The following is a 22,865-nucleotide window of genomic DNA, read 5'->3' as shown; positions in this document are numbered from 1 at the left end:
GCCACGCGGAACCCGGGTCAGATGTCCGCGTAGACGTGCCGCTCGGCCTTGGCCCCCGGATGCGTCACCGCACCCTGCCACGCCGGCCCGACATTCTGCGCGTAGCGCCACAGCGCGCCCGCCTGATAATCGTTGACGCGCGGCTGCCATGCCGCCCGGCGCTCGGCCAGCACGTCGTCGGCGACCAGCAGGTCGATCGTGCCGTTTTCGGCGTCGATGCGGATCAGGTCGCCGTCATTCACCAGCGCGATCGGTCCGCCATCGGCCGCCTCCGGCCCGACATGGCCGATGCAGAACCCGCGCGTCCCGCCCGAGAACCGCCCGTCGGTGACCAGCGCCACCTTCTCGCCCAGACCCAGACCGTACAATGCGGCGGTGGTCGACAGCATCTCGCGCATGCCGGGGCCACCCTTCGGCCCTTCATAGCGGATCACGATCACCGATCCTTCGGCGATGTCGCGCGCCTCGACTGCGACGAACGTATCCTCCTCACAGTCGAACACCCGCGCCGGCCCCTCGAACACCAGCCGCTTCATGCCGGCGACCTTCACGATCGCGCCATCGGGGGCCAGGGTGCCGCGCAGGCCGACGACGCCGCCGGTCGGCGTGATCGGCGTCTTCACGTCATAGATCACCTTCTGGTCGGGATTCCACGTCACCTCGTCGATATTCTCGGCCAGCGTCTTGCCCGTCACGGTCATGCAGTCTCCGTGCAGGAAGCCGCCGTCCATCAGCGTCTTCATCAGCATGTAGACGCCGCCGGCCTCGTACATGTCCTTGGCGACATAGCGGCCGCCCGGCTTCAGGTCGGCGATATACGGTGTGGTCTTGAAGATCTCGGCCACGTCGAACAGGTCGAAGTCGATCCCCGCCTCGTTCGCCATCGCCGGCAGGTGCAGGCCGGCGTTGGTCGACCCACCGGTCGCCGCGACGACGCGCGCCGCGTTTTCAAAGGCTTCGCGGGTACAGATGTCACGCGGACGCAGGTTGCGGCCGACCAGGTCCATCACCTGCTTGCCGGCCGCGATCGCGATTTCGTCGCGCGCGCGGAACGGCGCGGGCATCATGTTGCTGTTGGGCAACGACAGGCCGATCGCCTCGCCAACGCAGGCCATGGTGTTGGCGGTGAACTGGCCACCGCAGGCACCGTGGCCGGGGCACGCGACCTTTTCCAGCGCGGTCAGGTCCTTCAGCGGGCAGTTGCCGGCGGCGAACTGGCCCACCGCCTCGAACACGTCGACGACGGTCACGTCCTTGTCGTGGAACCGGCCGGGCAGGATCGACCCGCCATAGACGAAGATCGACGGCACGTTCAGCCGCAGCATCGCCATCATCATGCCGGGCAGCGACTTGTCGCATCCCGCAAAGCCGACCAGCGCGTCATAGCAATGGCCGCGCACCGACAGCTCGACCGAATCGGCAATGACCTCGCGGCTGACCAGCGAGGATTTCATCCCCTGATGGCCCATGGCGATGCCGTCGGTGACGGTTATGGTGTTGAACCGGCGCGGCATCCCGCCACCCGCGATCACGCCTTCTTGCGCGGCGTCGGCCTGATGGTCGAGCGTCGTGTTGCACGGCGCGGAGTTGTTGCCCGCACTGGCCAGCGCGACGAACGGCTTGGCGATATCCTCCTCGGATATGCCCATCGCATAATAATAGCTGCGATGCGGTGCGCGTTCGGGACCGACGGAGACGTGGCGGCTCGGCAGGCGGGACTTGTCGAATTGGTGCGTCATGGACGCGCCTATGTCGCGAAACGGGTGTTTCGCGCAAGACAATTACGTCAAAGGCCGCCGCTCAGAGTGCGTTCAACGCCTTTTCGACGCCATCCATCGTGAACGGCTTTTGCAGGCGGGGTCGATCGCGGAAGTCCTTGTCGACGCTGTCGGAGCCGCCGCCCGTCGCGAAGACGAAGGGGATGTTCCGCTCGGCCAGCGCGGTCGCGATCGGCACGCTCGTCTCACCACCGCGCAGGTTCAGGTCGAGGATCGCGCCGTCGATGCCGCCCGCGTCGAGCAGGGTCATGGCAGACGCCACGCTGTCGGCGACGCCGGCGACCGAACGGTCGAGAATGTCGAGAAAATCCTCAAGCATCATGGCGATAAGGGGCTCGTCCTCGACGATGAGGATATTTTTCGGCGTCGACATGGGCCAGACATAGGCGGGGTTCGTGCGATCCGCCAAGCATTATCGTAACGGCACCGGCACGCTGCGGCCGGCACGTCACCGCCCGGTCAGCGCATCGCGAGTCGCTTCGGCAAGTTGCTGCACCGAAAAGGGTTTCGGCAGGAAGGCGACATGTTCGAGGTCGATCGACTTGCGCAACTGTTCCTCGGCATAACCCGACATGAAGATGATCGGCAGGTCGGGGTATCGTTCGCGCGCGTGACGGACCATCGTCGGCCCGTCCATCGTCGGCATCACCACGTCGGAGATCAGCAGGTCGGGCCGCCCGCTCCGGTCCAGCACCTCCAGCGCGACCTCGCCATTCTCGGCGGTCAGCACGGTATAGCCCTGCCGCGTCAGCGCGCGTTCGGCGACGGCGCGAACCATGTCCTCGTCCTCGACCAGCAGGATCGTGCCCGATCCCCACAGTTCGACCGGCTTGGGTGCAGGTGCGCGGATGGTCGGCGCGCGCGTGACGGCGGCAGCGGCGTGGACCGGAAAATAGATACTGAACAGCGCGCCTTCGCCAGGCTTGGAATCGGCAAAGATATAGCCGCCGGACTGTTTGACGATGCCATAGACGGTCGACAGGCCAAGACCGGTGCCCTTGCCGACCTCCTTGGTGGTGAAGAACGGCTCGAAAATCTTGGGCAGGATTTCGGGCGGGATGCCGTGCCCCGTATCGGATATCTCCAGCGCAGTGTAATCGGCGACCGGCAGGATGTCCGACGCCATGCGGCGCACGTCCGCTGCCGTCACGGAGCGGGTCTGGATGGCGACGGTGCCGCCGCCGCGCGGATATTTGCCGAGCATCGCGTCGCGCGCATTGACCGCCAGATTGACGACCACCTGCTCCAGCTGCCCCGGATCGGCGCGGATCGGCCCCAGGTTGCGGCCGTGGCTGACGTCCAGCCGCACCGTTTCACCCAGCAGGCGGGTCAGCAGGTTCGACACTTCCGACACGACGTCGGGCAGTTGCAGGATCTGCGGCCTGAGCGTCTGCTGGCGGCTGAAGGCGAGCAGCTGGCGGGTCAGGCCGGCGGCGCGGTTGGAATTGGTGCGGATCTGGTGGATGTCGTCATAATCGCTGTCGCCGGGCGAATGGCGCATCAGCATCAGGTCGCAGTGACCGATGATCGCGGTCAGGATGTTGTTGAAATCATGCGCGACGCCGCCGGCGAGCTGGCCGACCGCCTGCATCTTGGTCGCCTGCGCCACTTCGCGCTTCAGCCGGCTTTCCTCGCTGTTGTCCTTCAGGCTGAGCAGCACGGACGCATCGCCAAGGCCCCGCGCGCCGGCTATGGTGAGGGCGACCGGTTCGTCCGGATGCCCCTTCAGCCGTACCGCCATGTCGGCCGAATGCGTCGCGCCACCGGCAAAACGGCGGATCGCGTCGGCAACCGCGGTCTTGTCCTCGCGTACCACCAGATCTCCGGGGTAGAGCGGCGGCGCGGCACCATCCACGCCGGCCGCGCGCAGGAAAGCGTCGTTCATCTGCAGGAAGCGCCCGTCGCGATCGACCAGCGCCATGCCGAACGGCATCAGGCTGACGAGACTGCGGACATGCGCCGACGCGCTGGCGCCGATCGCCGGCGCGTCATCCTCGTCGTCGAGCAGCACGATCAGGACCGGCGCATCCTCGCCGTCGAGGAACGGCACCTGCAACACGCGCAATGGCTGACCGCCCAGCCCCTCGCGCTCGAAGCGGACCAGTCCGCGACTGTCGGTGATGAGGAACCGCGCGAAGTCGCTGCCCTCGATCGTGCCACCGTTGCCGGCGCTGCCCCGGATGCCGTCGTCCTGCCCGATCGCGCGGGCGCGCAATACCCGGTTGGCGGCGCGAACCCGGCCATCGGGCGCGATCAGCGCGACCATGATCCCGCTGGCCCCCAGCCGGTTGCCGGTATCCCCCGCGATCAGCGCGGCGACGTCGTCGCTCAGATCCTCGTCGCGGGCTAGTGCGAAGCGCCAGACCAGCAGGTCGGCGGCATCGCCCGACCGGACCACCGTAACCGCCAGCCGGCGACCGGCGGATACAAGCCGGTCGATCCGCGCCTGCCCGTCGCGCCATGCCTGTCGGCCAGCGTCGGTCAGGGCGGCAACGCCGGGCGCGTCGATCGGCAGGCCGGGCGGGGTCGGAAAGCCCGCGAACAGCCCTTCATAGGCGTCGTTGGCACAGACCAGCCGGCCCGCGCGGTCGGTCACCGCCACCGCCACCGCGCTCGCCTCGGCCAGACTTCGCGCAAGATCCCAGTCGACGGTACGCGCCGGCTCGACCGGCGACGGCGCGAGCATCCGCCAGGCGGCGACCGCGCCGACCACGATCAGCGCCGCCGCCATGAACCCCGCGGCGATGACGGGACTGCCGACCAGCCACAGGATCGGCAGGATCGCCGCCAGTCCGCTGGTCACCGCGATGATCGCGGCGGTGCGGACCGGCGTCGATGCCCCCGGACGCGAGGCGGATTGTGAAAAAATTGCCATCACGGGCGTTGTTCACCGCGGCTCACGCCGCCGTCAAGCATCGCCCGCGACGGACCGGTATCACCAGATCCGAATCCGGTTGGCGGGGGCCAGATACAGGGCATCCGCCGGCTTCACGTTGAATGCCGCATACCAGGGGTCCAGATTGCGCACGGTCAGCACGCGCTGGTGTCCGGGCGAATGCGGATCGCTGAGCAACGCCTGACGCAACGCCGCCTCCCGCTGCTTGCTGCGCCACACGCCGGCCCAGCCGTAATAGAAGCGCTGGTCGCCGGTCGTGCCGTCGATCACCGGCGCGGGCTTGCCACCCAGCGACTTGTGATACGCATCGAGCGCCACGGTGAGGCCGGCCAGATCGGCGATGTTCTCCCCCAGTGTCAGGCCACCCTGGATATGCTGGCCCGGCAGCGGCTCATAGGCGTCATACTGCTTCACCAGCGCGTCGGTGAACGCCTTGAACCGGGTGACGTCCTGCGGCGTCCACCAGTCGGTCAGCTTGCCGGTCGCATCGTATTTGCGGCCCTGATCGTCGAAGTGATGGCTGATCTCGTGACCGATGACCGCGCCGATCCCGCCATAGTTGACCGCCGGGTCCGCCTTCGGATCGAAAAACGGCGGCTGGAGGATCGCGGCCGGGAACACGATTTCGTTCATCGTCGGGTTGGCATAGGCGTTGATCGTCATCGGCGTCATGAACCATTCGCCGCGGTCGATCGGCTGGCCCAGCTTGGCCAGGTCGTGGTCATATTCGAACGCATTGGCGCGCGCGACATTGCCGACCAGATCGCCGGGACGGATCTGCAATGCCGAATAATCCCGCCACTTGTCGGGGTAGCCGATCTTGGGCGTGAACGCCGCCAGCTTGGCCTGCGCCTTGGCCTTTGTCTCGGGGGCCATCCATTCCAGCTTGGCCAGACGGTCGCCCATCGCCGCGATCACGTTCTTGACCAGCGCGTCGGCGGCCGCCTTCGATTCGGGCGGGAAATATTTGGCGACATATTGCTCGCCGATCGCCTCGCCCATGCCGTCACTGACCAACGTCACGCCACGCTTCCACCGTGCCTGCTGCTGCGGCGTGCCCGACAGGGTCGTGCCGTAAAAGGCGAAGTTGGTCTGATCGAACGCGTTGGACAGATACGGCGCATAGGAGCGCAGCACCCGCAGCATCGCAAAGTCCTTCAGCACCGCCAGCGGGGCGGCGGCATAGGCCTTGGCCTCGCCGGTCAGCGCGCTTGGCTGGGCGACGATATACGCCGGCCGGTTGGCCACGCCCATCGTCTGCATGAACGGTGCCCATGGGAAGCCGGGCGCCTTTGCGGTGAAGTCGGCGGCGGTCCATTTGTTATAGGTCTTGTCGGCGTCGCGGCTTTCGACCCGGGTCCAGTGTGCGTTCGCAATCGCGGTTTCCATCGCCACGACGGCGGCGGCCCGCGCCTCGGCATTCGGTTCGCCGGCCAGCGTCAGCATCTTGGCGAGATACGCCTGATAGGCGGTGCGGACGGCGGCCAGCTTGGCATCGTCCTTCAGATAATAGTCGCGGTCGGGCAGGCCGATGCCGCCCTGGCTGACGCTGACGACATAGGTGTCGGGGGCCTTGTCGTCCTGGCCGACGCCCATGCGGATGAACCCGCCGACGCCCTGCCGCTGCAGCCTGGCCATTTCGACGGCCAGCGCGGTCTTGTCCGGCGCGGCCTTGATCGCATCGAGCCACGGCTTGACCGGGGTCGCACCCTTCGCGTTCGCCCCGGCCTCGTCCATGAAGCTGGTGTAATAGGTGCCGATCTTGTCACCCGGCCGGGCGGCGGCGGCGTCGAGGATGGTCCGCGTCTGTTCGAGCGAGCGATCCTGCAGCTTGTGGAACATGCCGTAGGACGAGCGGTCCTCGGGGATCACGGTCGCCTTGTACCAGTTGCCGTTCGCGTAGTCGAAGAAGTCGTCACCCGGCTTCACGCTGGTGTCGCGCCCGGCAAGGTCGACGCCAAAGTCGCCGATCTCGGCCTTGTCCGACGCGGCAGGTGCGGCTGCCTTGGGAGCCGGAGCAGACTGGGCATGGATACCACCCGCGACCGCGACGGTGGCGAGCAGGGAAGCAACGAACAGCGATGAGCGCATCAAGGGTTCTCGATTGACTGGCGTTTCAGGATGGCACGGTTGTACGCGCCCGACACGCCCGGTCAATTGCGGATTATGTCCGCGAATTAGTCTTTTATTGCGTGGCGGTGCCGCCACTTCCGGGCGATCCACAACCGCCAGCCAAGGATGCTGAGGAAATATCCGCCGACCGCCATCGCCACGGTCAGGATCAGCAGGCCGACCGCGATCGCCGGCCCCGCCTCCGACATCAGCCATTGCAGCCATCCGGCGCTGGCGGCATCCGCAACCGGCCGTCCGGGGACGACGGTATCCAGATGCAGCACCGCCCGTCCGATCCAGTAGGCCAGGCCCCACAGGAACGGTGTCGTCAGCGGATTGGTGATGAACGTCGTCAGCGCCGCCGCCGGCACGTTGGCCCGGAACGGCAGGGCGAACAGCGCGGACAACGGGATCTGCGCGATGGGAAACAGGATACCCGTCACCATGCCCAGCGCAACGCCGCGCGGTACCGATCGCCGGGTAAAACGCCACAACTCGGGCGCGAGCACCCGGTGCGCGACCGGACGCAGCAACCGGCTGCGCTCCATACTCTCGCGAGTCGGCAGGTTGCGACGGCACCACGCCGCCATGCGCTGCCAGAGGGACGGCGCGGCCGTCGCCATCAGCCGCGGTCGCGCATGATACGGCCCTGCTCGCGCTTCCAGTCGCGCTCCTTGATGACGTCGCGCTTGTCGTGCGCCTTCTTGCCCTTGGCCAACGCCAGCTCCACCTTCGCACGACCGCGCGAATTGAAATACACCATCAGCGGGACCAGGGTCATGCCCTCGCGCGCCACCGCCCCGTGCATCTTGCGTATCTCACGTTCGTGAAGCAGCAGTTTACGCGGCCGCTTCGGCTCATGATTGAACCGGTTGCCGTGGCTGAACTCGGGCACGTTGGAATTGACCAGCCAGACGCCGTCGTCCTTCACCTCGGCATAGCTCTCCGCGATCGAGCCTTCGCCGAAGCGCAGCGCCTTCACCTCGGTCCCGGTCAGCGCGATGCCGGCCTCGAACACCTGCTCGACATAATAGTCATACCGTGCGCGCCGGTTCTCGGCGACGATCTTGGTTTTCTCGAACGTGGGGGGCTTTGGACGCGACATGGGGGCGATGTAGGCGGTCGATGCCCGCCATGGAAGCGGTTCGCGGTGGTCGCGGTGAAATGACCGTCAGAACGGTAGCCTGAAGCGGACCATCGCCCGCCGGCTGACCTGCCCCTGCGGCATGGCGGCGGCCTCCCCCTCGGCGGATAGCGTACCTCCGGCAAGCGACGTCTCGGCCTTGGGCAGCAATTGTGCCTCGGGTACATCGGGCAACGGGCGGACCCTGAACTGCGCGTCAGCCCCCTTGCGAGCGCACACGACGATGGCGTCCGCGTCGTTATCCGGCCGGCATGCCGGGGATGGGGCGACCAGCAGGTCGATCACCACGGGCGGCGCGGCTTGCAGCATCAGGGCGATCGTCACCAGCATAGGAACCTCCCGTCGATACCGCAGGATCACCGCCGATTGTGGCGCTGGCGTGGCAAAGATCACCGCATCCTTTGCCGGGGAACCTGTGCCGAGAGCTACACCAGCCCCGCATGCGCCAGCGCCGCATCGACCGCCGCACGCGCGCCCTCGCCCGGCCATGTCATCGGCAGGCGAAGCCCTTGCGGGAAGCCTGGCAACACCCGCGTCATCGCGTATTTCACCGGCCCCGGCGACGCGTCCGTGAACATCGCGGTGTGCAGCGGATACAGCCGGTCGTGCAGGTCGAGCGCCAGCGTGTTGTCCTCATCCGCGCAGGCCGACTGGAACGCCGCGCACAGCCCCGGCGCGACATTGGCGCTGACGGAGATGCACCCCGTGCCCCCCATCGCGTTGAACGCCAGCGCCAGATCGTCATTGCCCGACAGCTGGGTAAAGTCCGGGCCGCATCCCGCGCGGTGGTCGGACACGCGGGACAACGCACCACTGGCATCCTTCACGCCGATGAAGATGTCGGGAAACGCGGTGACGATCCGTACCAGGGTCGCCGGCTGGATATCGGTCACAGTCCGGCCGGGCACGTTGTAGAGCACGATCGGCAGCGGACTGGTTTCGGCCAGCGCGGCGAAATGGCGGAAGATGCCCTCCTGGCTGGGGCGGTTGTAATAGGGCGGCACCATCAGCGCGGCATCGGCACCCGCATCCCTGGCCGCGCGCAGGTTTTCGGCCGCGACGCGGGTGTCGTTCGACCCCGCGCCGGCAAGGATCGGCACCCGCCCCTTCGCCTGGTCGACGCAGATGCGGACGACGTCGAAATGTTCGTCCTTGGACAGCGTTGCCGCCTCGCCGGTGGTGCCACACGGCACGAGGCCGGCCGAACCCTCGCCGATCTGCCATTCGACAAGATCGCGATACGCGCCTTCGACGAACTGGCCGTGCATGTCGAACGGCGTGACGAGCGCCGGGATGGATCCGGAAAACATTGGATGAATTGCGCTCCTGACGCGCCTGTTCGAGGATTTCGTTCAGGACAGATACGGGCGGGACCGCTATCCTGTCCACATGGTAGCATTGGCGTTGAAGACGAGCATCGTATTGGCGGCGGCCGCAGGGCTGATCGCGACATCCGGCGGCGGGCAGGACCAGCTCGACCGCTATCGCACGCAGATGGCGAACATGGGGCCGGGTACGCCCGCGCCGGCCGGCCCTGCCGACGCGGCGATCGCGTCCGCGCTGGCGCAGTGGCGGACCATCCAGCAGACCGATGCGATGCCGTTCGACAGCTATGCCGGGTTCGTCATGGCCCATCCCGGCTGGCCGAACGAAGCGGCGAACCGGCGCGCGGCGGAGCGGCAGGCGTCGATGGGGTCGGGCGCACCGGGCAGCGTCGTCGCCTATTTCCGCCGTTTCCCGCCGCAATCGGCGGCCGGCGGCGTCGCCTATGCCCGCGCGCTGATGGCCACCGGGCAACAGGCGGCGGCCTATGCCGCCGCGCGCGACGCCTGGCGCAAGGGTGCGCTGTCGCCGACCGACGAAATGGCCGTCCTGTCGAGCTTTGCCGGTGCGCTGACGCCGGCCGATCATGACGCGCGGATGGACGCGCTGCTCTGGGCCGGTCAAACGGCGGCGGCGGCGCGGCAGCTTGGCTATGTCTCGCCGCAGCAGCGCGGCGTGTTCGCCGCCCGCCTCGCATTTCGCACCAATGCGCCGGGTCTGGTCGACCCGCAGGACACCTATGCCAGCGATCCGGGCTATGTCGCCGATCGGGCGATGTGGCTGCGCAATGCCGGGGCATCACCGACCGCGCGCGGCTGGCTCGCCCGTCCGCGCAGCCTCGCCAGCCGGCCGGGGCATGTCGAGAAATGGTATGAAGTCCTGCTGACCAACGCGCGCGGCGCGGCGGCGGACAGCCAGTATCAGGTGGCCTATGACATCGCCCGCCAGATCGACGACGCCTATCCGGCCGGCACCGATGTGTCGGCCAAGCCCTACGGCGAGCGCGACGACTATACCTCGCTGGCGTGGCTGGCGGGCCAGACGGCGATGAAGCAACTGGGCCGTCCGGCCGACGCGATGACGATGTTCGACCGCTATGGCCGGGGATCGCAATCGCCCAATACCCGCGCCAAGGGCTTCTACTGGGCGGGTCGCGCGGCGGAAGCCGCCGGGCGCAGCGCCGATGCCGCTGCGTTCTTCGCACGCGCCGCCGGCTATCGCGACCAGTTCTATGGTCAGCTTGCCGCCGAGCGGACCCGACGGCCGCTGGTCGCGCCGCCCGCCATCAGCGGCATCGCGATCCCGGCGGCGGCCCGTGCGGCGTTCGACAATCGCGAAACCGTGCGCGCCGTCCGCTTCCTCGGCCAGATCGGCGATCGGCAGGACCAGACCGCGTTCGTTCGCCAGATCGCGGCCGACGCGACGACCGATACCGATCACCTGCTGGCGGCCGAACTGTCGCAATCGCTGGGCCGCCCCGATCTGGGCGTCATGGTCGGGCGCAGCGCGATGCAGAACGGCTTCAGCGACTATTCCGCCGCCGGTTTTCCGACCATGGTCGTCCCCGCCGGCTATGAAGGCAACTGGACGATGATCCACGCCATCACACGCCAGGAAAGCCAGTTCGATCGCACCGCCGTCAGCCACGCCGGCGCGCGCGGGCTGATGCAGTTGATGCCCGGGACCGCACGCGAGCAGTCGGGCAAGATCGGCATGGCCTATGACCTGGCCTCGCTCACCAGCGATCCCAGCGTCTCGATCAAGCTGGGGTCGAGCTATTTCCAGCGCGTGTACAATGGCTATGGCAGCTATCCGCTCGCCATCGCCGCGTACAACGCCGGCGGCGGCAACGTGAACAAATGGCTGCGGCTGAACGGCGATCCGCGCACGGGGGCTGTCGACATGGTCGACTGGATCGAGGCGATTCCCTATCAGGAAACCCGCAATTATGTGCAGCGGGTGCTGGAAAACGCGGTCGTCTACGATCTGATGAATCCGGCGCGCGCACAAAGCCGGGGGCCGGCGAACCTCAGCTGGTATCTTGGCAAGTCGCGGGCCGGATGACGCAAGCGGTGACCAACCGTCCCAACTACATCACGCCGGCCGGCTACGGCGCGCTGCGGATTGAATATGAGGCGCTGTTCCACGGCGAGCGGCCGAAGCTGGTCGAGACGATCTCGTGGGCGGCGGGCAATGGCGACCGGTCGGAAAATGGCGACTATATCTATGGCCGCAAGCGTCTGCGCGAAGTCGATCGGCGGCTTGGCTGGCTGTCGAAACGGATGAAGGCGGCCAAAGTCGTCGACCCCGCGCAGCAGCCCGACCGGTCCCGCGTGTGGTTCGGGGCGACGATCACCATCGCCGACGAAGACGACACGACGCGGGTGCTGACGCTGGTCGGCGACGACGAGACCGATGCGGGCGCGGGCCGCGTCGGCTGGAACGCGCCGATCGCGCGGGCCTTTCGGGGGGCGGCGGTCGGCGATGTGCGCCGGGTCTACCTGCCAGCGGGCGAGCGCGAATACGAGGTCATGGCGATCGCCTATCCTTGAACGATCCGTTTCCGGGTCGTCGGTTGACCGGCACGGCGGATCAGTGGAAGTTGCGGAACCGTAACAATATCACGAGGATCATCCGCGATGCCCATTCCCGCCATCTGGTCGCCCCGATTGCTTAGCATCCTGCGTCTCGTGTCCGGCCTGATCTTCTTCAGCCACGGCGTATCGAAGTGGTTTGGTTTGCCGCCCTTTCCCATGCCGATCACACCGATGCTGCATATCGCCGGCGGGATCGAACTGGTCACGGGTGCCCTGCTGATCCTCGGGGCCTATACGCGGCCCGCGGCCTTTCTTGCCTCGGGCCTGTCGGCCGCCGCCTATTTCATCGCCCACGCGCCGCAAGGCCCCTTCCCGATCGCCAATGGCGGCGAGGCGGCGGTGCTGTACTGCTTCGTCTTCCTGTATCTAGCGGCAGCCGGCGGCGGGGCGTGGAGTGTGGACGCGCTGCGAAAGCAGGGGTGATCGCCGGCGGACGTTTTGCTACAGCAGGGGGATGATCGACATCCCCACCCGCAACGTCGCCCTGCTGATCGACGCCGACAACGCGTCCGCCGCGACCCTCGACCCCGTGCTGACGGTGCTGGCCGAGCTTGGCACCGTCAACGTCCGCCGGGTCTATGGCAACTGGTCGAAGCCCGCGCTGAAGAGCTGGCGCGACATGTCGATCAAGCACGGCATCGAGCCGCAGCAGCAGTTCGACCTGACTAAGGGCAAGAACGCGACCGACATGAAGATGACGATCGACGCGATGGACCTGCTGTTTCGCGGGCGGATCGACGGGTTCGGCATCATGTCGTCGGACAGCGACTTCATGCCGCTGGCCATGCGCATCCGCCAGGACGGCGTGCCGGTCTATGGCTTCGGCACAAGCCGCACGCCGGAGGGGTTTCGCCAGGCCTGCACCCGATTCATCGACGTCAGCGCGCTGAACGACACGTCGGAACCGCTGCCCCTTCCCCTGCCGCCGGCGATCGGCGGCGACCGCGCGGCGACCCCGGTCGCGCCGCCCCGCCCCAAGCCGACGCAGACGATCGACGCGGCCGTCATCAAGCTGCTGATCGACGCCTACAATGCCGTCAAGCGTGACGAGCGCGGCTTTGCCAGCCTGACCGAACTGGGCCAGCTCGCCGGCAATCGGTCCAGTTTCGATGTGCGGAATTACGGTTTCAGCCGCCTGTCCGACCTGATGCAGACCGTCCCCAATTTCCAGACCGAACGCCGCGAAAACGGCCGGGTATATGTGAAGCGGTTGCGGTAGAGTTGTCGCCCGATCGGGATCCGTTCGGTGGCTTTGGCACCTGCACGGGTTGTGCTGCTGTTTCACGATGACTGACGTGGTTCCTCTCACGACCATCCCCCTGCCGGTGAAACTCCGATCAGAGGACTATCTGATGTTGGACGATTCGGGTGCCTTCGCCGGTTACGGCAAGACCGAGTTGATTGAGGGGGAGGTCGTTTACATGAACGCGCAGCATCGCCCTCATGCCCGTATCAAATCGCGACTGCATGTCTTGCTGGCAAGCGCACTCACTGGACGAGCGGACCGCCTGGAGGCCATTGTCGCGGGATCGGTCAGAATCTCACCGCATAGCGTCCCCGAGCCGGATATCGTCGTTACGGGCGAAGCCGACGGCGAAGGTCTTATCCCGCTGGCGTCCGTAAGGCTTGTCGTGGAGGTGGCGGATTCGACGTTGAAATCCGGTTTGACCACGAAAGCGACCATCTATGCGCAGTCCGGCATTCCTGAATATTGGATCGTCGACGTGAATGGTCGCGTCATCCATCAGATGTGGTCACCGGCCAGCGGAACGTACGCCGATCATCGGGAAACCGCGTTCGGCGATCCCGTCATTGCCACGACCTGCGCCGGCTTGACGATCGCCACGACCGGACTCTGACCGTAATCACGCCAGCCCGGTGCAGTCCCCGCCAAGCCGCGACCCGAACTGCGCTGACCGTGTTCCCAGCTCCACCCCGTCCTTGCCGATCAGATAGGTCACGACCATGCCCCGGCTGGTGGTGACGTCGACCGTCCATGCGGCAACCGGTCCGGACGGGGTCGTCACGGCTTCGCTGCCCGTGACGCTGATATCGAACCGCCCGATACCATTGTCATACTGATAGGTCGGCAGGGTAAAGCGTTTGCCGACCGACAGCGGCAGCGCGGCGAAGGTCAGGCCCCAGATATTGCCGTCCCACACCCGTCCGACCTTCAGGTCGATCGGCACATCCACGCCCTTGTCGCGGCGCGTGCCCCTGACCCGGTCGCCGCGATAGGCAAAGCTGACGTGCCGCGCCCCGTCGCGGGTGTTGTCAAACAACATCGGTCGAAGGTCGCCGCGCGCCAGTATCGCGTGATCGCCCATGTCGAACTTCATCGCGGCGATACGCTGATGGATCACCACGTCCCAGACCGGCTTGCCGTTGTATTTCGCGAGGCGGACGATCTGCCGCGTAGCCCCGATCGTCGTCTCACCCTGCGGCGTCAGGCGGGTGATCGCGAAACACTGATCCACCGGCTTGAGCCGACGGCCTTCTGGAACAGCCACCACCGGTGACATGGCCAAAACCGCGAGCAGCAGGGACATGGCGCAATCTCCGGATCAGATTCGATCCGGCGAAGGTGTATTATTCAACCATTACAGTCAAGCCGCTTTCACGCAGAAAGGTCAGGCGGGACGACCTCGGCCACCCCGCCTTAGTCCCGTCAGCGGGTCAGCTTCTTGTAGGCCAGTCGCGTCGGTCGATCGGCGGCATCGCCCATCCGGCGACGCTTGTCCTCCTCGTACGAGGCATAATTGCCTTCGAACCACTCGACATGGCTGTCACCCTCGAACGCGAGGATGTGGGTGGCCAAGCGATCAAGGAAGAAGCGGTCGTGGCTGATGACCACCGCGCAACCCGCGAACGTCTCCAGCGCCTCCTCCAGCGCGCGCAGCGTCTCGACGTCGAGATCGTTGGTCGGCTCGTCGAGCAGGAGGACGTTGCCGCCCTCCTTCAGCATCTTGGCCATATGGACGCGGTTGCGCTCACCGCCCGACAGCTGGCCGACCTTCTTCTGCTGGTCCTGACCGCGGAAGTTGAACGCGCCGACATAGGCACGCGTCCCCATCTCCTGCTTGCCGAAGCGGAAGATTTCCAGTTCGTCGGAGATTTCCTGCCAGACGTTCTTGTTCGGATCCAGATCGTCGCGGCTCTGATCGACATAGCCGAGCTTGACGGTCGAACCGACCTCGATCGTGCCCTCGTCCGGTGTTTCCTGACCGGTGATGAGCTTGAACAAGGTCGACTTGCCCGCGCCGTTCGGCCCGATCACACCGACGATGCCACCCGGCGGCAGCGTGAAGTCCAGACCGTCGAACAACAGCTTGTCGCCGTACGACTTGGTCAGGCCCTTCGCCTCGATCACCTTGCCGCCAAGGCGCGACGGCAGCTGGATCAGGATCGCGGCCTTGCCCGCGACACGATTCTCCTGCTTCTCCATCAGCTCGTCGAACGCGCGGATACGCGCCTTCGACTTGGTCTGGCGCGCCTTCGGAGTCTGGCGCATCCACGCCAGCTCGTCGGCGATCGCCTTCTGCTTGCCGGCCTCCTCGCGCTCCTCCTGGCTGAGGCGCTGGGCCTTCTTTTCCAGATAGCCCGAATAGTTCGACTCATAGGTGTAGTAGCGCCCGCGATCCAGTTCGAGCACCCAGTTGACGACATTGTCGAGGAAGTAGCGGTCGTGCGTCACCAGGATGACGTTGCCGGTATATTCCTTCAGGTAATTCTCAAGCCACGCGACGCTTTCGGCATCCAGATGGTTGGTCGGTTCGTCAAGCAGCAGGATCTGCGGCTTTTCCAGCAACAGCTTGCACAGCGCGACGCGGCGCTTCTCGCCGCCCGACAAATTCTCGACCGAGGCATCGCCCGGCGGGCAGCGCAGCGCCTCCATCGCCTGTTCCAGCTGGCTGTCGAGCGCCCAGCCGTCGACCGCGTCGATCTTGGCCTGAAGCTCGCCCATTTCCTCCATCAGCGCGTCGAAATCGGTGTCGTCGGTTGGGTTGCCCATCTCGTCGGAGATCGCGTTGAACCGGTCGACCAGATCGGCGACCGGACGCACGCCGTCCTTGACGTTGCCCATGACGTCCTTGGTCGGGTCCAGCTGCGGCTCCTGCGCCAGATAGCCGACGTTGATCCCCTCGGCCGCCCACGCCTCACCCGTGAAATCGGGGTCCATGCCGGCCATGATCTTCATCAGGGTCGACTTGCCCGACCCGTTGGGACCGATGATCGCAATCTTGGCAGACGGAATGAACTGCAGATGGATGTTGTTCAGAACGGGCTTTGCGGCACCGGGGAAGGTCTTGGTCAGACCCTTCATGACGTAGGTATACTGGACGGCCATCTTGGGTGCCGAGCTCCGTGCTTGGATAAGGGCGGGAAAATGTCTCAGGCCATGTAATGATCGCGCGCCCGGTTGGCAAACGCCGTCGTCCTGGCCTAGCCTCCCATCCCATGAACCATCGCATCCTCGCCGCGGCCCTCGCCGCCTCCGCCCTGTCCGTCCCTCCCTTGTTCGCGCAGCGCGTCGCGCCACCGCCACCCGCCACCGTCGACCCGAAGGTCGCCGCCCTGCGCGACGCCGCGATGAGCGACACGATGGCCTATGACATCATCGAGGGACTGACGACCGAGGTCGGCCAGCGGCTGGCCGGTACCGAAGCGGAGGCACGCGCGCGACAATGGGCCGTCGTGAAGCTGAAGGCGATGGGCTTCAAGAACGTCCGCATCGAACCCTATCAGATGCCGGTGTGGGTGCGCGGCGAGGAAAGTGCCACGATCCTGTCGCCCTTCCCCCAGACGCTCACCCTCGCCGCACTGGGTAATTCCGGTGCCACGCCCGCCGGTGGCCTGACCGCGCCGGTGGTCGTGTTCGCGACCTATGGCGACCTTGCCGCCGCGCCCGCCGGCAGCCTGACGGGCAAAATCGCTTATGTCGGCAACGCGATGCAGCCGACGCAGGACGGGTCGAGCTATGGCCAGTCCGGCCCCGCGCGCTTCGTCGGCCCGGCGCTGGCCGCGTCGAAGGGGGCGGCGGCGATCGTCATCCGGTCGATCGGCACCGACCATCACCGGTTCCCGCACACCGGCACCACCAACTTCCCGGCCGGCGTCACGCCGATTCCCGCCGCCGCGCTGTCGGTGCCCGATGCCGAACAGCTTGAGCGGATCGCCGCGCGCGGCAAACCGGTCATGATGAAACTGGTCCTGACCCCGCGCCAGACCGGCACCCACGAATCGGGCAATGTCATCGCCGAGGTTCCCGGCAGCGACCCATCGGCGGGCATCGTCCTGGTCGGTGGCCATCTCGACAGCTGGGATCTGGGCACCGGCGCGATCGACGACGCCTCGGGCGTGGCGATCACCGCGACCGCCGCCAAGCGGATCATGGATGCCGGCCGTCCGCGCCGCACGATCCGTGTCGTCTGGTTCGGAGCCGAGGAAGTCGGCGGTTTCGGCGGCAAGGATTATGCCCGGGTTCACGCGCAGGAGCGTCATGCGATCGCCGCCGAATCCGATTTCGGGGCCGACCGGATCTGGCGATTCGAGGTCAATCTGCCCGACAGCGCAAAGCCGGTGGCGGACCGCCTGGCCTCCGCCCTCGCGCCGATCGGGATCACGCGTGGCACCGCGATCGGCGGCGACGGGACCGACATCGCGCCCACGCTGGCGCTGGGCGTCGGGGCCGTCGACCTCAACCAGTCGGGGCTTCAGTATTTCGATACGCACCACACGCCCGACGACGGGATCGACCGGATCGACCGCGCGCAACTGAGCCAGAACGTCGCCGCCTGGACCGCGATGCTGGCCATCGTCGCCAACGCACCCGAGGCGATCGGCCCTGTCACGCCGCGCAAATGACGGCGACAATGAGACGAACCGCAGGCGCCGGACCTTGCTCCACGATGAATCACCATTGACGGGGCACGGACTGTCGCTATTTGCAGCCACTTCGCGACGGCAATCGGGTCGGCCGCGAGTAATGCTATGCTTGGGAGCATTCGAATGAAGAAGATCGTTCTGATCGCTGCTGCCGCCGGCCTGATGTCGTTGGCCGCCTGCAACAAGTCGCCTGAAGCTGCCGCTGTTGAGAACAACGCGGAAATGATGGCTGACAACATGGAAATGCAGGCTGATAACCTGGAAGACATGGCTGACAACACCTCGAACGAAGTCGCTTCCGACGCGCTCGAGAACGCAGCCGACAACGTCGAAGCCGCAGCGGACAACGTTCGCGACGTCGCCGACGAAAAGATCGACAACATGCAGTAATCACTGGTCGGACCATCACGGTCCGATAGTGATATTGTGTGGAAAGGGCGCTCCGTCACGGGGCGCCCTTTTTCGTTTTGCGGTACGCGACGGGTGTCGCTAGGACCGAAATCACGGTGGGGCCTGTAGCTCAATGGTTAGAGCTGGCCGCTCATAACGGCTAGGTTGCGGGTTCGAGTCCTGCCGGGCCCACCAATTTTTTCATTCATCTGTTCCATATCTTCTCGCTCCCTCCTTAGCCCGACGCCTTCGGACTGCATTTGTTTCTCATACGTTCTCATAGTAGAACGGGACAGCGCAGGTCTTCTGGGGGGATTCGTGGGGGTATCGGCACCCGACCCCTTCCACGATACCCCCAAATGCCCGCGCGACAGAGCATCCGGGGTGATTCATGCCACTGACCGTCGTCGAAATCCGCAATGCCCGACCAGGCGAAAAGCCGCAGAAGCTGGCTGACGGCAAGGGGCTCTATCTCTTCGTCACGACCAAGGGCGCGAAGTCTTGGCGCATGAAGTATAGACATGCGGATAAAGAAAAGGTGCTGACTTTCGGGCAATACCCCGAGGTCAGTCTCGCAGAGGCCCGGGACCGTCGCGACGCCGCCCGCGCCGTGCTGCGGTCCGGCAAGGATCCGGCCGTCGAGGCCGACCGGGAGCGGCGCGCCGCGATCGCCGCGATCGGCGCGACATTCAGGACGTCGGCGCTGGCGTGGCATGAAGACGAGCGGCCGCGATGGTCGCCGCGTCACGCGCAGGTGGTGCTCAATGCGCTCGAGCGTGACGTCTTCCCCGACCTGGGCAAGCTGCCCGTGGCAGACATCGACGGGCCGCTGATCCTGAAGGCGCTGCGCAAGATCGAGAAGCGCGGGTCGATCGAGACCGCTAAGCGTGTGCTGGGCTATCTGTCCGCCATCTTCATCCGCGCGAAGGGTGAGCACCTGGTCAGCGTCAATCCGACGCTCGACCTGATCGACGCGCTCAAGCCGACGCCGAAGGGCGCGAAGCAGCCGGCGCTGACAACGCTGCCCGAGCTGCTGGCGCTCCAGCAGGTGGTCGACCGGTCGACGTCCAATCCGACGACGAAGCTCGCGTCGCGCCTGCTGGCAATGACGGCCGTCCGCGTCGGTGTGCTGAGGACGGCCGAATGGGACGAGATCAGCGGCATCGACTGGACTGATGCCCATAGCCCGGCGCCGGCGGCGCTGTGGCGCATCTCTGCCGAGCGGATGAAGCTGGAGGTCGAGGACAAGGGGGACGAGGCCTTCGACCATGACGTGCCCCTGCCCGACCAGGCCGTCCGCGCGCTGCGCGCGCTCCACCGGCTGACCGGCCGTGGCCGCCTGATATTCCCCGGCGGGCTGGCAGCGCGCGTCCCGATGAGCGATGCAGCGATCAGCACGCTGTACAAGCGGATGGCCGGCGGCCGCTACAAGGGCCGACACGTCCCGCATGGCTGGCGCTCCGCCTTCTCGACCATCATGAATGAGTGGGCGATGGAGCATGGCCGGGAAGGCGACCGGCTGCTGATCGACCTGATGCTGGCCCACCGGCCCAAGGGCGTGTCGGGCAGCGAATTCGCTTACATGCGCGCCAAATTCGCGGCGCGGCGGCGGACGCTGGCCGAGACGTGGGCGGCGATGATCACCGAGGGGCTGGACGATCCGCACGACCTGCTGCGCGATCAGGCGGCGCGGTAGGTGAGCGGATTGGCGACGAAGGCATCGATGTCGCTCTTGTACCAGGCCACGGCGGCCGGGCCGATCTGCACCTTGGGCGGGAAGGTCTTGGCCTGTACCCGGCGATAGACGGTGGCGGTCGACAGCCCCGTGCGGCGGCGCACGTCGGCGATGCGGAGCAAGCTGTCGCTGCTGCGGTCAGTGGTCACGATCATGCTCCTTGCGGTCGGGGGATTGTATGCGTCGCGTCGAAAGGCCCCGGTTTGGCGCGTTAGGCTGGCATTCCGATGCGCGCTGTCGGATCTTCGCGAGCGCCATGACGGCCGGCCTCAGTTCGGGTGACGCATCGTCATAGGCAAGCGTCTTGCGATGCCGACCCCCATTGAGTCTGGCGAGCACACCGCGCGATACAGGAGACCAGTTTGCAGGCGATGTATCGAGCCGATCGCCGTTGAGACACTTTAAAGCATAGCCTTCCGGTATTGGACCATGCGCCGCTTCCCATTCTATACGCTGCACCATCTGCCACCTGGACTGCATAGGAAGGCCGTCGTGGACCTTGCGCTCCCTGTACCCGTCTTCAGTGATGCGCTCTGTGCCAATCGGCTTCCATAATGTGACCGCTACTCCCGAGCGTGCCCCACGCTGGAATTGCGTCCGTCGGGCGTTCGGATGCCTGCCCCCCGTGCCCTCGGGGCAGCGCTTGCCCTTGTTGGGCGGCGCCTGCCCTTTCTCGATACGCCCCGTCCTGCCGGTCAGCCAGCCATTGCGCTTGCAGAGCGAGTTGAGGTGGGTGAGGGTCACATCCGACCGGCGAAATACTCTGCAGAATGCAGCGAGCGTGACGTCGCGCGGGTCCGTCTTACGCGCTTCGATCCACGCGAGTTCTGTGGCGCTATAAGGAATGCGCCGCCCCTTCACTGGGTAATGGCCTTGCGCTCGGTCACCGATGTGATCGTCGCCAGTGATGGCGCAAAATGGTAGCCGTGGTGCGCGAGCAGGGACGCAGTCTTCAGCTGAACGTCGGCGTTCTTGACGATCTGCTCGGCGACCGAGGTGATAGCAATCGCGCGCTTTGCCTCCCGCTCCAGCTGCTCGTCAGTGAGGTCTTCATCACCCAGCCGCTCGAGCTGGGCGAATAGGTGGTCATTCAGATCCGTCATCTTGTTCTTCATCTAAAGGCCCTCTCGGTGGTGATGGGTCGCAAAGCCCGCGAGTATCGTCCGGATCGCGCCGGCCATACGCACGGCGACGCTCTGCACGAGATGCACGTCGTCAAGCGGCGGGCGCTCGATCAGCGCAGCAATTGCGCGAAGCTCATCGGCGGCGCGGCGGATCGCCCCGGTATCCTGCGGGCACATGGGCGCGCCGCGCACCATGGCGTGCCAGATACGCCACGCTTGCATGCGCGTGACGCGACCTTCCGCGACGCTTTCCATGTGGCGGTACATGTCCTCGGTCGGATCGGCCGGCACAGACCTCCAGTCCGTCTGCGGTGGGGGCGTCGCGGTCATCGCGAGCCTCGCCGGCCGACGATCCGCGCACGGCGCGCGCGCTCGATCATGCGGATCTTGACGCGGCGGACCGCCCGGTCGGTCGCGCGCGCGACGATCGCTTCTGCCGCACGATTGGCGAGCCAGCCGACGATCTGCATGGTAGGATCACCGGCGCGCATGCTGGCGGTCCTTCTCATCACGGCACCGCGCGCATTCGCCGCGGACCAGGCGCGGCGAATCATCGCCGCAGGTGTCGCATTCCCCGGGCACGCCCACCGCGATCGGCTGGCGCGCGGCGGCGATGCTGCGCTCGCGGTGCGCCTCGTAGAGGTCGGCGGCCATGTCGGCGGCGTCGGCCATCAGGCTTCACCACATCCACGGCCGAGCAGCTCGCCATTCACGCCGCCGGTGAAATCGCGCCAGTGGACCCAGCCCTTGGGACAATAGAAGCCCCACTCCCGGACCTTGGGCCCGGTGATGAAAAGCGATATTGCGCGCTCGCCCGGCAGAATCTCGAGGCAGTGGCTATCTTCGGCGGCGCGGGTGCCGATCCATCCAGCCTCGCGCAGAGCCGCTTTTCCGCCAGGGGTGTGCTCGACATAGCGACCATCCAGCAGCATCGAGGTATTGGCCCACGGATGGTCATGGAGTGCACGGTCGTCGTCACTGCGAAGGATTTCATGCAGGTAGACATTGCAGCCGGTATTGCGCCGCAGGATCCACCACCGTCGCAGGTACGGATCCTCGGCAGGGCCAATGACGAAGTCCGGCTCGCGAGCCATGACGCCTTGCGACCAGGCCTTCATATCCGGCAGCGAAGCATATTCGATGGCAGCCATCAGCCGGCCACCGGCGCAGGCTCACCGGCATCGGCCAGCACCTTGTGCAGTGCGGACCGAGCCTTGTCTTCGGACAGGAAGAAGAGCGACGACGCCTCCACGCCGAGCAGGATATTGCCTGCCGCCGGCTGGCTGACCTGATCCTCCAGGGCGTAGCCCTCCGCGCCTTCGAGGTGGACAGCCCAGCCGGCGATGCAGTGAGCAGTCCCGCAGTGCGCGCTTTCATTGTGCCAGGTGCCCATGTCGAGCTTGCCGGGGATCAGCGCGTGGCGTGCGACCTCCACCAGCCGCTGACGCGCCACCTCGGGCGGCGGCAGGTCATGCCCCTTCACGCTGGTGAGCGCGGGCAGCTGGACGCCCTCGGCGCGGATGTCGAGGTMGCCACCCACGCTGGTGAGCGCGGGCAGCTGGACGCCCTCGGCGCGGATGTMGAGGTCGCCACCSACGCTGGTGAGCGCGGGCAGCTGGACGCCCTCGGCGCGGATGTMGAGGYCGCCACCGACGCTGGTGAGCGCGGGCAGCTGGACGCCCTCGGCGCTGATGTAGAGGCCGCCACCCACGCTGGTGAGCGCGGGCAGCTGGACGCCCTCGGCGCGGATGTAGAGGTAGCCACCGACGCTGGTGAGCGCGGATACGTCGTCGCCGGGGTAGATGGTCAGATCACCGATATGATCGCCAGTATAGGTCGTCATGATAGGTCTCCATGCAGGCAAGATGTGGAATGGATGG

26 protein-coding genes and 1 tRNA gene are annotated in these 22,865 nt (G+C 66.3%); 9 read left to right on the top strand and 18 right to left on the bottom strand.

Features of this window, described 5'->3' with window-relative positions:
* Nucleotides 1–17: 17 nt before the first annotated feature.
* The 8 genes from ilvD to dapA all read right to left on the bottom strand — a co-directional run bounded on the left by ilvD (nucleotide 18) and on the right by dapA (nucleotide 9,240).
* A complete protein-coding gene (ilvD, locus tag ASE75_RS06435) occupies nucleotides 18–1,739 on the bottom strand; it encodes a dihydroxy-acid dehydratase (protein WP_055930657.1) in 1,722 nt (573 codons plus the stop codon).
* Between the two features lie 61 nt (nucleotides 1,740–1,800).
* Nucleotides 1,801–2,151: a response regulator gene (locus ASE75_RS06430; protein WP_055930654.1), complete on the bottom strand. Its 351-nt coding sequence runs from the start codon at nucleotides 2,149–2,151 to the stop codon at nucleotides 1,801–1,803.
* A gap of 75 nt (nucleotides 2,152–2,226) precedes the next feature.
* Nucleotides 2,227–4,653: a hybrid sensor histidine kinase/response regulator gene (locus ASE75_RS06425; protein WP_055930651.1), complete on the bottom strand. Its 2,427-nt coding sequence runs from the start codon at nucleotides 4,651–4,653 to the stop codon at nucleotides 2,227–2,229.
* 60 nt (nucleotides 4,654–4,713) lie between these two features.
* Nucleotides 4,714–6,765 (bottom strand): M13 family metallopeptidase, encoded by a 2,052-nt coding sequence (locus ASE75_RS06420; protein ID WP_055930644.1) that lies wholly within the window; start codon nucleotides 6,763–6,765, stop codon nucleotides 4,714–4,716.
* Nucleotides 6,766–6,851: 86 nt separating this feature from the next.
* Nucleotides 6,852–7,409, bottom strand: a complete 558-nt coding sequence (locus tag ASE75_RS06415; protein ID WP_055930641.1) for a DUF2062 domain-containing protein — start codon at nucleotides 7,407–7,409, stop codon at nucleotides 6,852–6,854.
* Nucleotides 7,409–7,891, bottom strand: a complete 483-nt coding sequence (gene smpB / locus ASE75_RS06410; protein WP_055930638.1) for an SsrA-binding protein SmpB — start codon at nucleotides 7,889–7,891, stop codon at nucleotides 7,409–7,411. Before smpB ends, ASE75_RS06415 begins: the two co-directional genes overlap by 1 nt.
* 66 nt (nucleotides 7,892–7,957) lie before the next feature.
* Nucleotides 7,958–8,260 (bottom strand): hypothetical protein, encoded by a 303-nt coding sequence (locus tag ASE75_RS06405; protein ID WP_055930636.1) that lies wholly within the window; start codon nucleotides 8,258–8,260, stop codon nucleotides 7,958–7,960.
* A gap of 95 nt (nucleotides 8,261–8,355) precedes the next feature.
* The gene (dapA, locus tag ASE75_RS06400) at nucleotides 8,356–9,240 is read right to left on the bottom strand and encodes a 4-hydroxy-tetrahydrodipicolinate synthase (protein WP_055930633.1); all 885 of its coding nucleotides are present in this window, start codon (nucleotides 9,238–9,240) and stop codon (nucleotides 8,356–8,358) included.
* Nucleotides 9,241–9,319: 79 nt separating this feature from the next.
* Here dapA and ASE75_RS06395 point away from each other — a divergent pair, with 79 nt between their 5' ends.
* The 5 genes from ASE75_RS06395 to ASE75_RS06375 all read left to right on the top strand — a co-directional run bounded on the left by ASE75_RS06395 (nucleotide 9,320) and on the right by ASE75_RS06375 (nucleotide 13,709).
* Nucleotides 9,320–11,317 (top strand): lytic transglycosylase domain-containing protein, encoded by a 1,998-nt coding sequence (locus tag ASE75_RS06395; RefSeq protein WP_055930630.1) that lies wholly within the window; start codon nucleotides 9,320–9,322, stop codon nucleotides 11,315–11,317.
* An 8-nt stretch (nucleotides 11,318–11,325) separates the two neighbouring features.
* Complete coding sequence (locus tag ASE75_RS06390; protein WP_235512533.1) at nucleotides 11,326–11,805, top strand: GreA/GreB family elongation factor; 480 nt, start codon at nucleotides 11,326–11,328, stop codon at nucleotides 11,803–11,805.
* Nucleotides 11,806–11,892: 87 nt separating this feature from the next.
* A complete protein-coding gene (locus ASE75_RS06385; protein ID WP_055930625.1) occupies nucleotides 11,893–12,273 on the top strand; it encodes a DoxX family protein in 381 nt (126 codons plus the stop codon).
* 31 nt (nucleotides 12,274–12,304) lie between these two features.
* The gene (locus tag ASE75_RS06380) at nucleotides 12,305–13,069 is read left to right on the top strand and encodes an NYN domain-containing protein (RefSeq protein WP_055930621.1); all 765 of its coding nucleotides are present in this window, start codon (nucleotides 12,305–12,307) and stop codon (nucleotides 13,067–13,069) included.
* 67 nt (nucleotides 13,070–13,136) lie between these two features.
* Nucleotides 13,137–13,709 (top strand): Uma2 family endonuclease, encoded by a 573-nt coding sequence (locus ASE75_RS06375; RefSeq protein ID WP_055930618.1) that lies wholly within the window; start codon nucleotides 13,137–13,139, stop codon nucleotides 13,707–13,709.
* A 6-nt stretch (nucleotides 13,710–13,715) separates the two neighbouring features.
* Here ASE75_RS06375 and ASE75_RS06370 read toward each other — a convergent pair whose 3' ends face one another.
* Together ASE75_RS06370 and ettA are read right to left on the bottom strand one after the other, a co-directional pair.
* A complete protein-coding gene (locus tag ASE75_RS06370; protein WP_055930617.1) occupies nucleotides 13,716–14,399 on the bottom strand; it encodes a DUF3108 domain-containing protein in 684 nt (227 codons plus the stop codon).
* A 119-nt stretch (nucleotides 14,400–14,518) separates the two neighbouring features.
* Nucleotides 14,519–16,198: an energy-dependent translational throttle protein EttA gene (gene ettA / locus ASE75_RS06365; RefSeq protein ID WP_055930614.1), complete on the bottom strand. Its 1,680-nt coding sequence runs from the start codon at nucleotides 16,196–16,198 to the stop codon at nucleotides 14,519–14,521.
* A gap of 110 nt (nucleotides 16,199–16,308) precedes the next feature.
* Between ettA and ASE75_RS06360 the strand changes: the two genes are divergently transcribed.
* From ASE75_RS06360 to ASE75_RS06345, 4 genes are all read left to right on the top strand, one after another.
* On the top strand, nucleotides 16,309–17,715 hold the full coding sequence (locus tag ASE75_RS06360) for a M20/M25/M40 family metallo-hydrolase (protein WP_055930611.1): 1,407 nt from the start codon (nucleotides 16,309–16,311) through the stop codon (nucleotides 17,713–17,715).
* 144 nt (nucleotides 17,716–17,859) lie between these two features.
* Nucleotides 17,860–18,126 carry a hypothetical protein gene (locus ASE75_RS06355; RefSeq protein WP_055930608.1) on the top strand — a complete coding sequence of 89 codons (267 nt, stop codon included), beginning with the start codon at nucleotides 17,860–17,862 and terminating at the stop codon, nucleotides 18,124–18,126.
* A 119-nt stretch (nucleotides 18,127–18,245) separates the two neighbouring features.
* Nucleotides 18,246–18,321, top strand: a tRNA-Ile gene (locus ASE75_RS06350).
* 196 nt (nucleotides 18,322–18,517) lie between these two features.
* Nucleotides 18,518–19,822, top strand: coding sequence for a tyrosine-type recombinase/integrase (locus ASE75_RS06345; protein WP_055930605.1), 1,305 nt, complete (start codon nucleotides 18,518–18,520; stop codon nucleotides 19,820–19,822).
* Here ASE75_RS06345 and ASE75_RS06340 read toward each other — a convergent pair.
* The 8 genes from ASE75_RS06340 to ASE75_RS06315 form a co-directional block, all read right to left on the bottom strand.
* Nucleotides 19,807–20,010 carry a helix-turn-helix transcriptional regulator gene (locus ASE75_RS06340; RefSeq protein WP_235512532.1) on the bottom strand — a complete coding sequence of 68 codons (204 nt, stop codon included), beginning with the start codon at nucleotides 20,008–20,010 and terminating at the stop codon, nucleotides 19,807–19,809. The genes ASE75_RS06345 and ASE75_RS06340 overlap by 16 nt on opposite strands.
* On the bottom strand, nucleotides 20,000–20,323 hold the full coding sequence (locus tag ASE75_RS15860; RefSeq protein ID WP_235512543.1) for an HNH endonuclease: 324 nt from the start codon (nucleotides 20,321–20,323) through the stop codon (nucleotides 20,000–20,002). The genes ASE75_RS06340 and ASE75_RS15860 overlap by 11 nt, the downstream gene beginning before the upstream one ends.
* Before the next feature lie 395 nt (nucleotides 20,324–20,718).
* Nucleotides 20,719–20,976 carry a hypothetical protein gene (locus ASE75_RS06335; protein ID WP_055930598.1) on the bottom strand — a complete coding sequence of 86 codons (258 nt, stop codon included), beginning with the start codon at nucleotides 20,974–20,976 and terminating at the stop codon, nucleotides 20,719–20,721.
* Complete coding sequence (locus ASE75_RS06330) at nucleotides 20,977–21,315, bottom strand: hypothetical protein (RefSeq protein ID WP_055930595.1); 339 nt, start codon at nucleotides 21,313–21,315, stop codon at nucleotides 20,977–20,979. It lies immediately after the preceding gene.
* Nucleotides 21,312–21,476 (bottom strand): hypothetical protein, encoded by a 165-nt coding sequence (locus tag ASE75_RS15405; RefSeq protein WP_156340235.1) that lies wholly within the window; start codon nucleotides 21,474–21,476, stop codon nucleotides 21,312–21,314. The genes ASE75_RS06330 and ASE75_RS15405 overlap by 4 nt, the downstream gene beginning before the upstream one ends.
* On the bottom strand, nucleotides 21,463–21,657 hold the full coding sequence (locus ASE75_RS06325) for a hypothetical protein (protein WP_055930592.1): 195 nt from the start codon (nucleotides 21,655–21,657) through the stop codon (nucleotides 21,463–21,465). Before ASE75_RS06325 ends, ASE75_RS15405 begins: the two co-directional genes overlap by 14 nt.
* On the bottom strand, nucleotides 21,657–22,136 hold the full coding sequence (locus ASE75_RS06320) for a hypothetical protein (protein ID WP_055930589.1): 480 nt from the start codon (nucleotides 22,134–22,136) through the stop codon (nucleotides 21,657–21,659). The genes ASE75_RS06325 and ASE75_RS06320 overlap by 1 nt, the downstream gene beginning before the upstream one ends.
* The gene (locus tag ASE75_RS06315; RefSeq protein WP_055930586.1) at nucleotides 22,136–22,828 is read right to left on the bottom strand and encodes a hypothetical protein; all 693 of its coding nucleotides are present in this window, start codon (nucleotides 22,826–22,828) and stop codon (nucleotides 22,136–22,138) included. The genes ASE75_RS06320 and ASE75_RS06315 overlap by 1 nt, the downstream gene beginning before the upstream one ends.
* Nucleotides 22,829–22,865: the final 37 nt, after the last annotated feature.

The sequence above is a fragment of the Sphingomonas sp. Leaf17 genome (genome assembly GCF_001421505.1).
Classification (GTDB): Bacteria; Pseudomonadota; Alphaproteobacteria; order Sphingomonadales; family Sphingomonadaceae; genus Sphingomonas.
The sequence above is the reverse complement of the archived record's forward strand: the minus strand, read 5'-3'. Positions and strand labels throughout refer to the sequence as shown.

Coding starts and splice junctions, on each gene's coding strand:
- smpB (WP_055930638.1), bottom strand. CDS start 7,891: ATGTCGCGTCCAAAGCCCCCCACGTTCGAGAAAACCAAGATCGTCGCC.
- ASE75_RS06355 (WP_055930608.1), top strand. CDS start 17,860: ATGAAGAAGATCGTTCTGATCGCTGCTGCCGCCGGCCTGATGTCGTTG.
- ASE75_RS06395 (WP_055930630.1), top strand. CDS start 9,320: ATGGTAGCATTGGCGTTGAAGACGAGCATCGTATTGGCGGCGGCCGCA.
- dapA (WP_055930633.1), bottom strand. CDS start 9,240: ATGTTTTCCGGATCCATCCCGGCGCTCGTCACGCCGTTCGACATGCAC.
- ASE75_RS06415 (WP_055930641.1), bottom strand. CDS start 7,409: ATGGCGACGGCCGCGCCGTCCCTCTGGCAGCGCATGGCGGCGTGGTGC.
- ASE75_RS06335 (WP_055930598.1), bottom strand. CDS start 20,976: ATGAAGAACAAGATGACGGATCTGAATGACCACCTATTCGCCCAGCTC.
- ASE75_RS06375 (WP_055930618.1), top strand. CDS start 13,137: ATGACTGACGTGGTTCCTCTCACGACCATCCCCCTGCCGGTGAAACTC.
- ilvD (WP_055930657.1), bottom strand. CDS start 1,739: ATGACGCACCAATTCGACAAGTCCCGCCTGCCGAGCCGCCACGTCTCC.
- ettA (WP_055930614.1), bottom strand. CDS start 16,198: ATGGCCGTCCAGTATACCTACGTCATGAAGGGTCTGACCAAGACCTTC.
- ASE75_RS06345 (WP_055930605.1), top strand. CDS start 18,518: ATGCCACTGACCGTCGTCGAAATCCGCAATGCCCGACCAGGCGAAAAG.
- ASE75_RS06425 (WP_055930651.1), bottom strand. CDS start 4,653: ATGGCAATTTTTTCACAATCCGCCTCGCGTCCGGGGGCATCGACGCCG.
- ASE75_RS06380 (WP_055930621.1), top strand. CDS start 12,305: ATGATCGACATCCCCACCCGCAACGTCGCCCTGCTGATCGACGCCGAC.
- ASE75_RS06405 (WP_055930636.1), bottom strand. CDS start 8,260: ATGCTGGTGACGATCGCCCTGATGCTGCAAGCCGCGCCGCCCGTGGTG.
- ASE75_RS06360 (WP_055930611.1), top strand. CDS start 16,309: ATGAACCATCGCATCCTCGCCGCGGCCCTCGCCGCCTCCGCCCTGTCC.
- ASE75_RS06325 (WP_055930592.1), bottom strand. CDS start 21,657: ATGGCCGACGCCGCCGACATGGCCGCCGACCTCTACGAGGCGCACCGC.
- ASE75_RS06320 (WP_055930589.1), bottom strand. CDS start 22,136: ATGGCTGCCATCGAATATGCTTCGCTGCCGGATATGAAGGCCTGGTCG.
- ASE75_RS06430 (WP_055930654.1), bottom strand. CDS start 2,151: ATGTCGACGCCGAAAAATATCCTCATCGTCGAGGACGAGCCCCTTATC.
- ASE75_RS06370 (WP_055930617.1), bottom strand. CDS start 14,399: ATGTCCCTGCTGCTCGCGGTTTTGGCCATGTCACCGGTGGTGGCTGTT.
- ASE75_RS15405 (WP_156340235.1), bottom strand. CDS start 21,476: ATGCGCGCCGGTGATCCTACCATGCAGATCGTCGGCTGGCTCGCCAAT.
- ASE75_RS06385 (WP_055930625.1), top strand. CDS start 11,893: ATGCCCATTCCCGCCATCTGGTCGCCCCGATTGCTTAGCATCCTGCGT.
- ASE75_RS06330 (WP_055930595.1), bottom strand. CDS start 21,315: ATGACCGCGACGCCCCCACCGCAGACGGACTGGAGGTCTGTGCCGGCC.
- ASE75_RS15860 (WP_235512543.1), bottom strand. CDS start 20,323: ATGGTGCAGCGTATAGAATGGGAAGCGGCGCATGGTCCAATACCGGAA.
- ASE75_RS06420 (WP_055930644.1), bottom strand. CDS start 6,765: ATGCGCTCATCGCTGTTCGTTGCTTCCCTGCTCGCCACCGTCGCGGTC.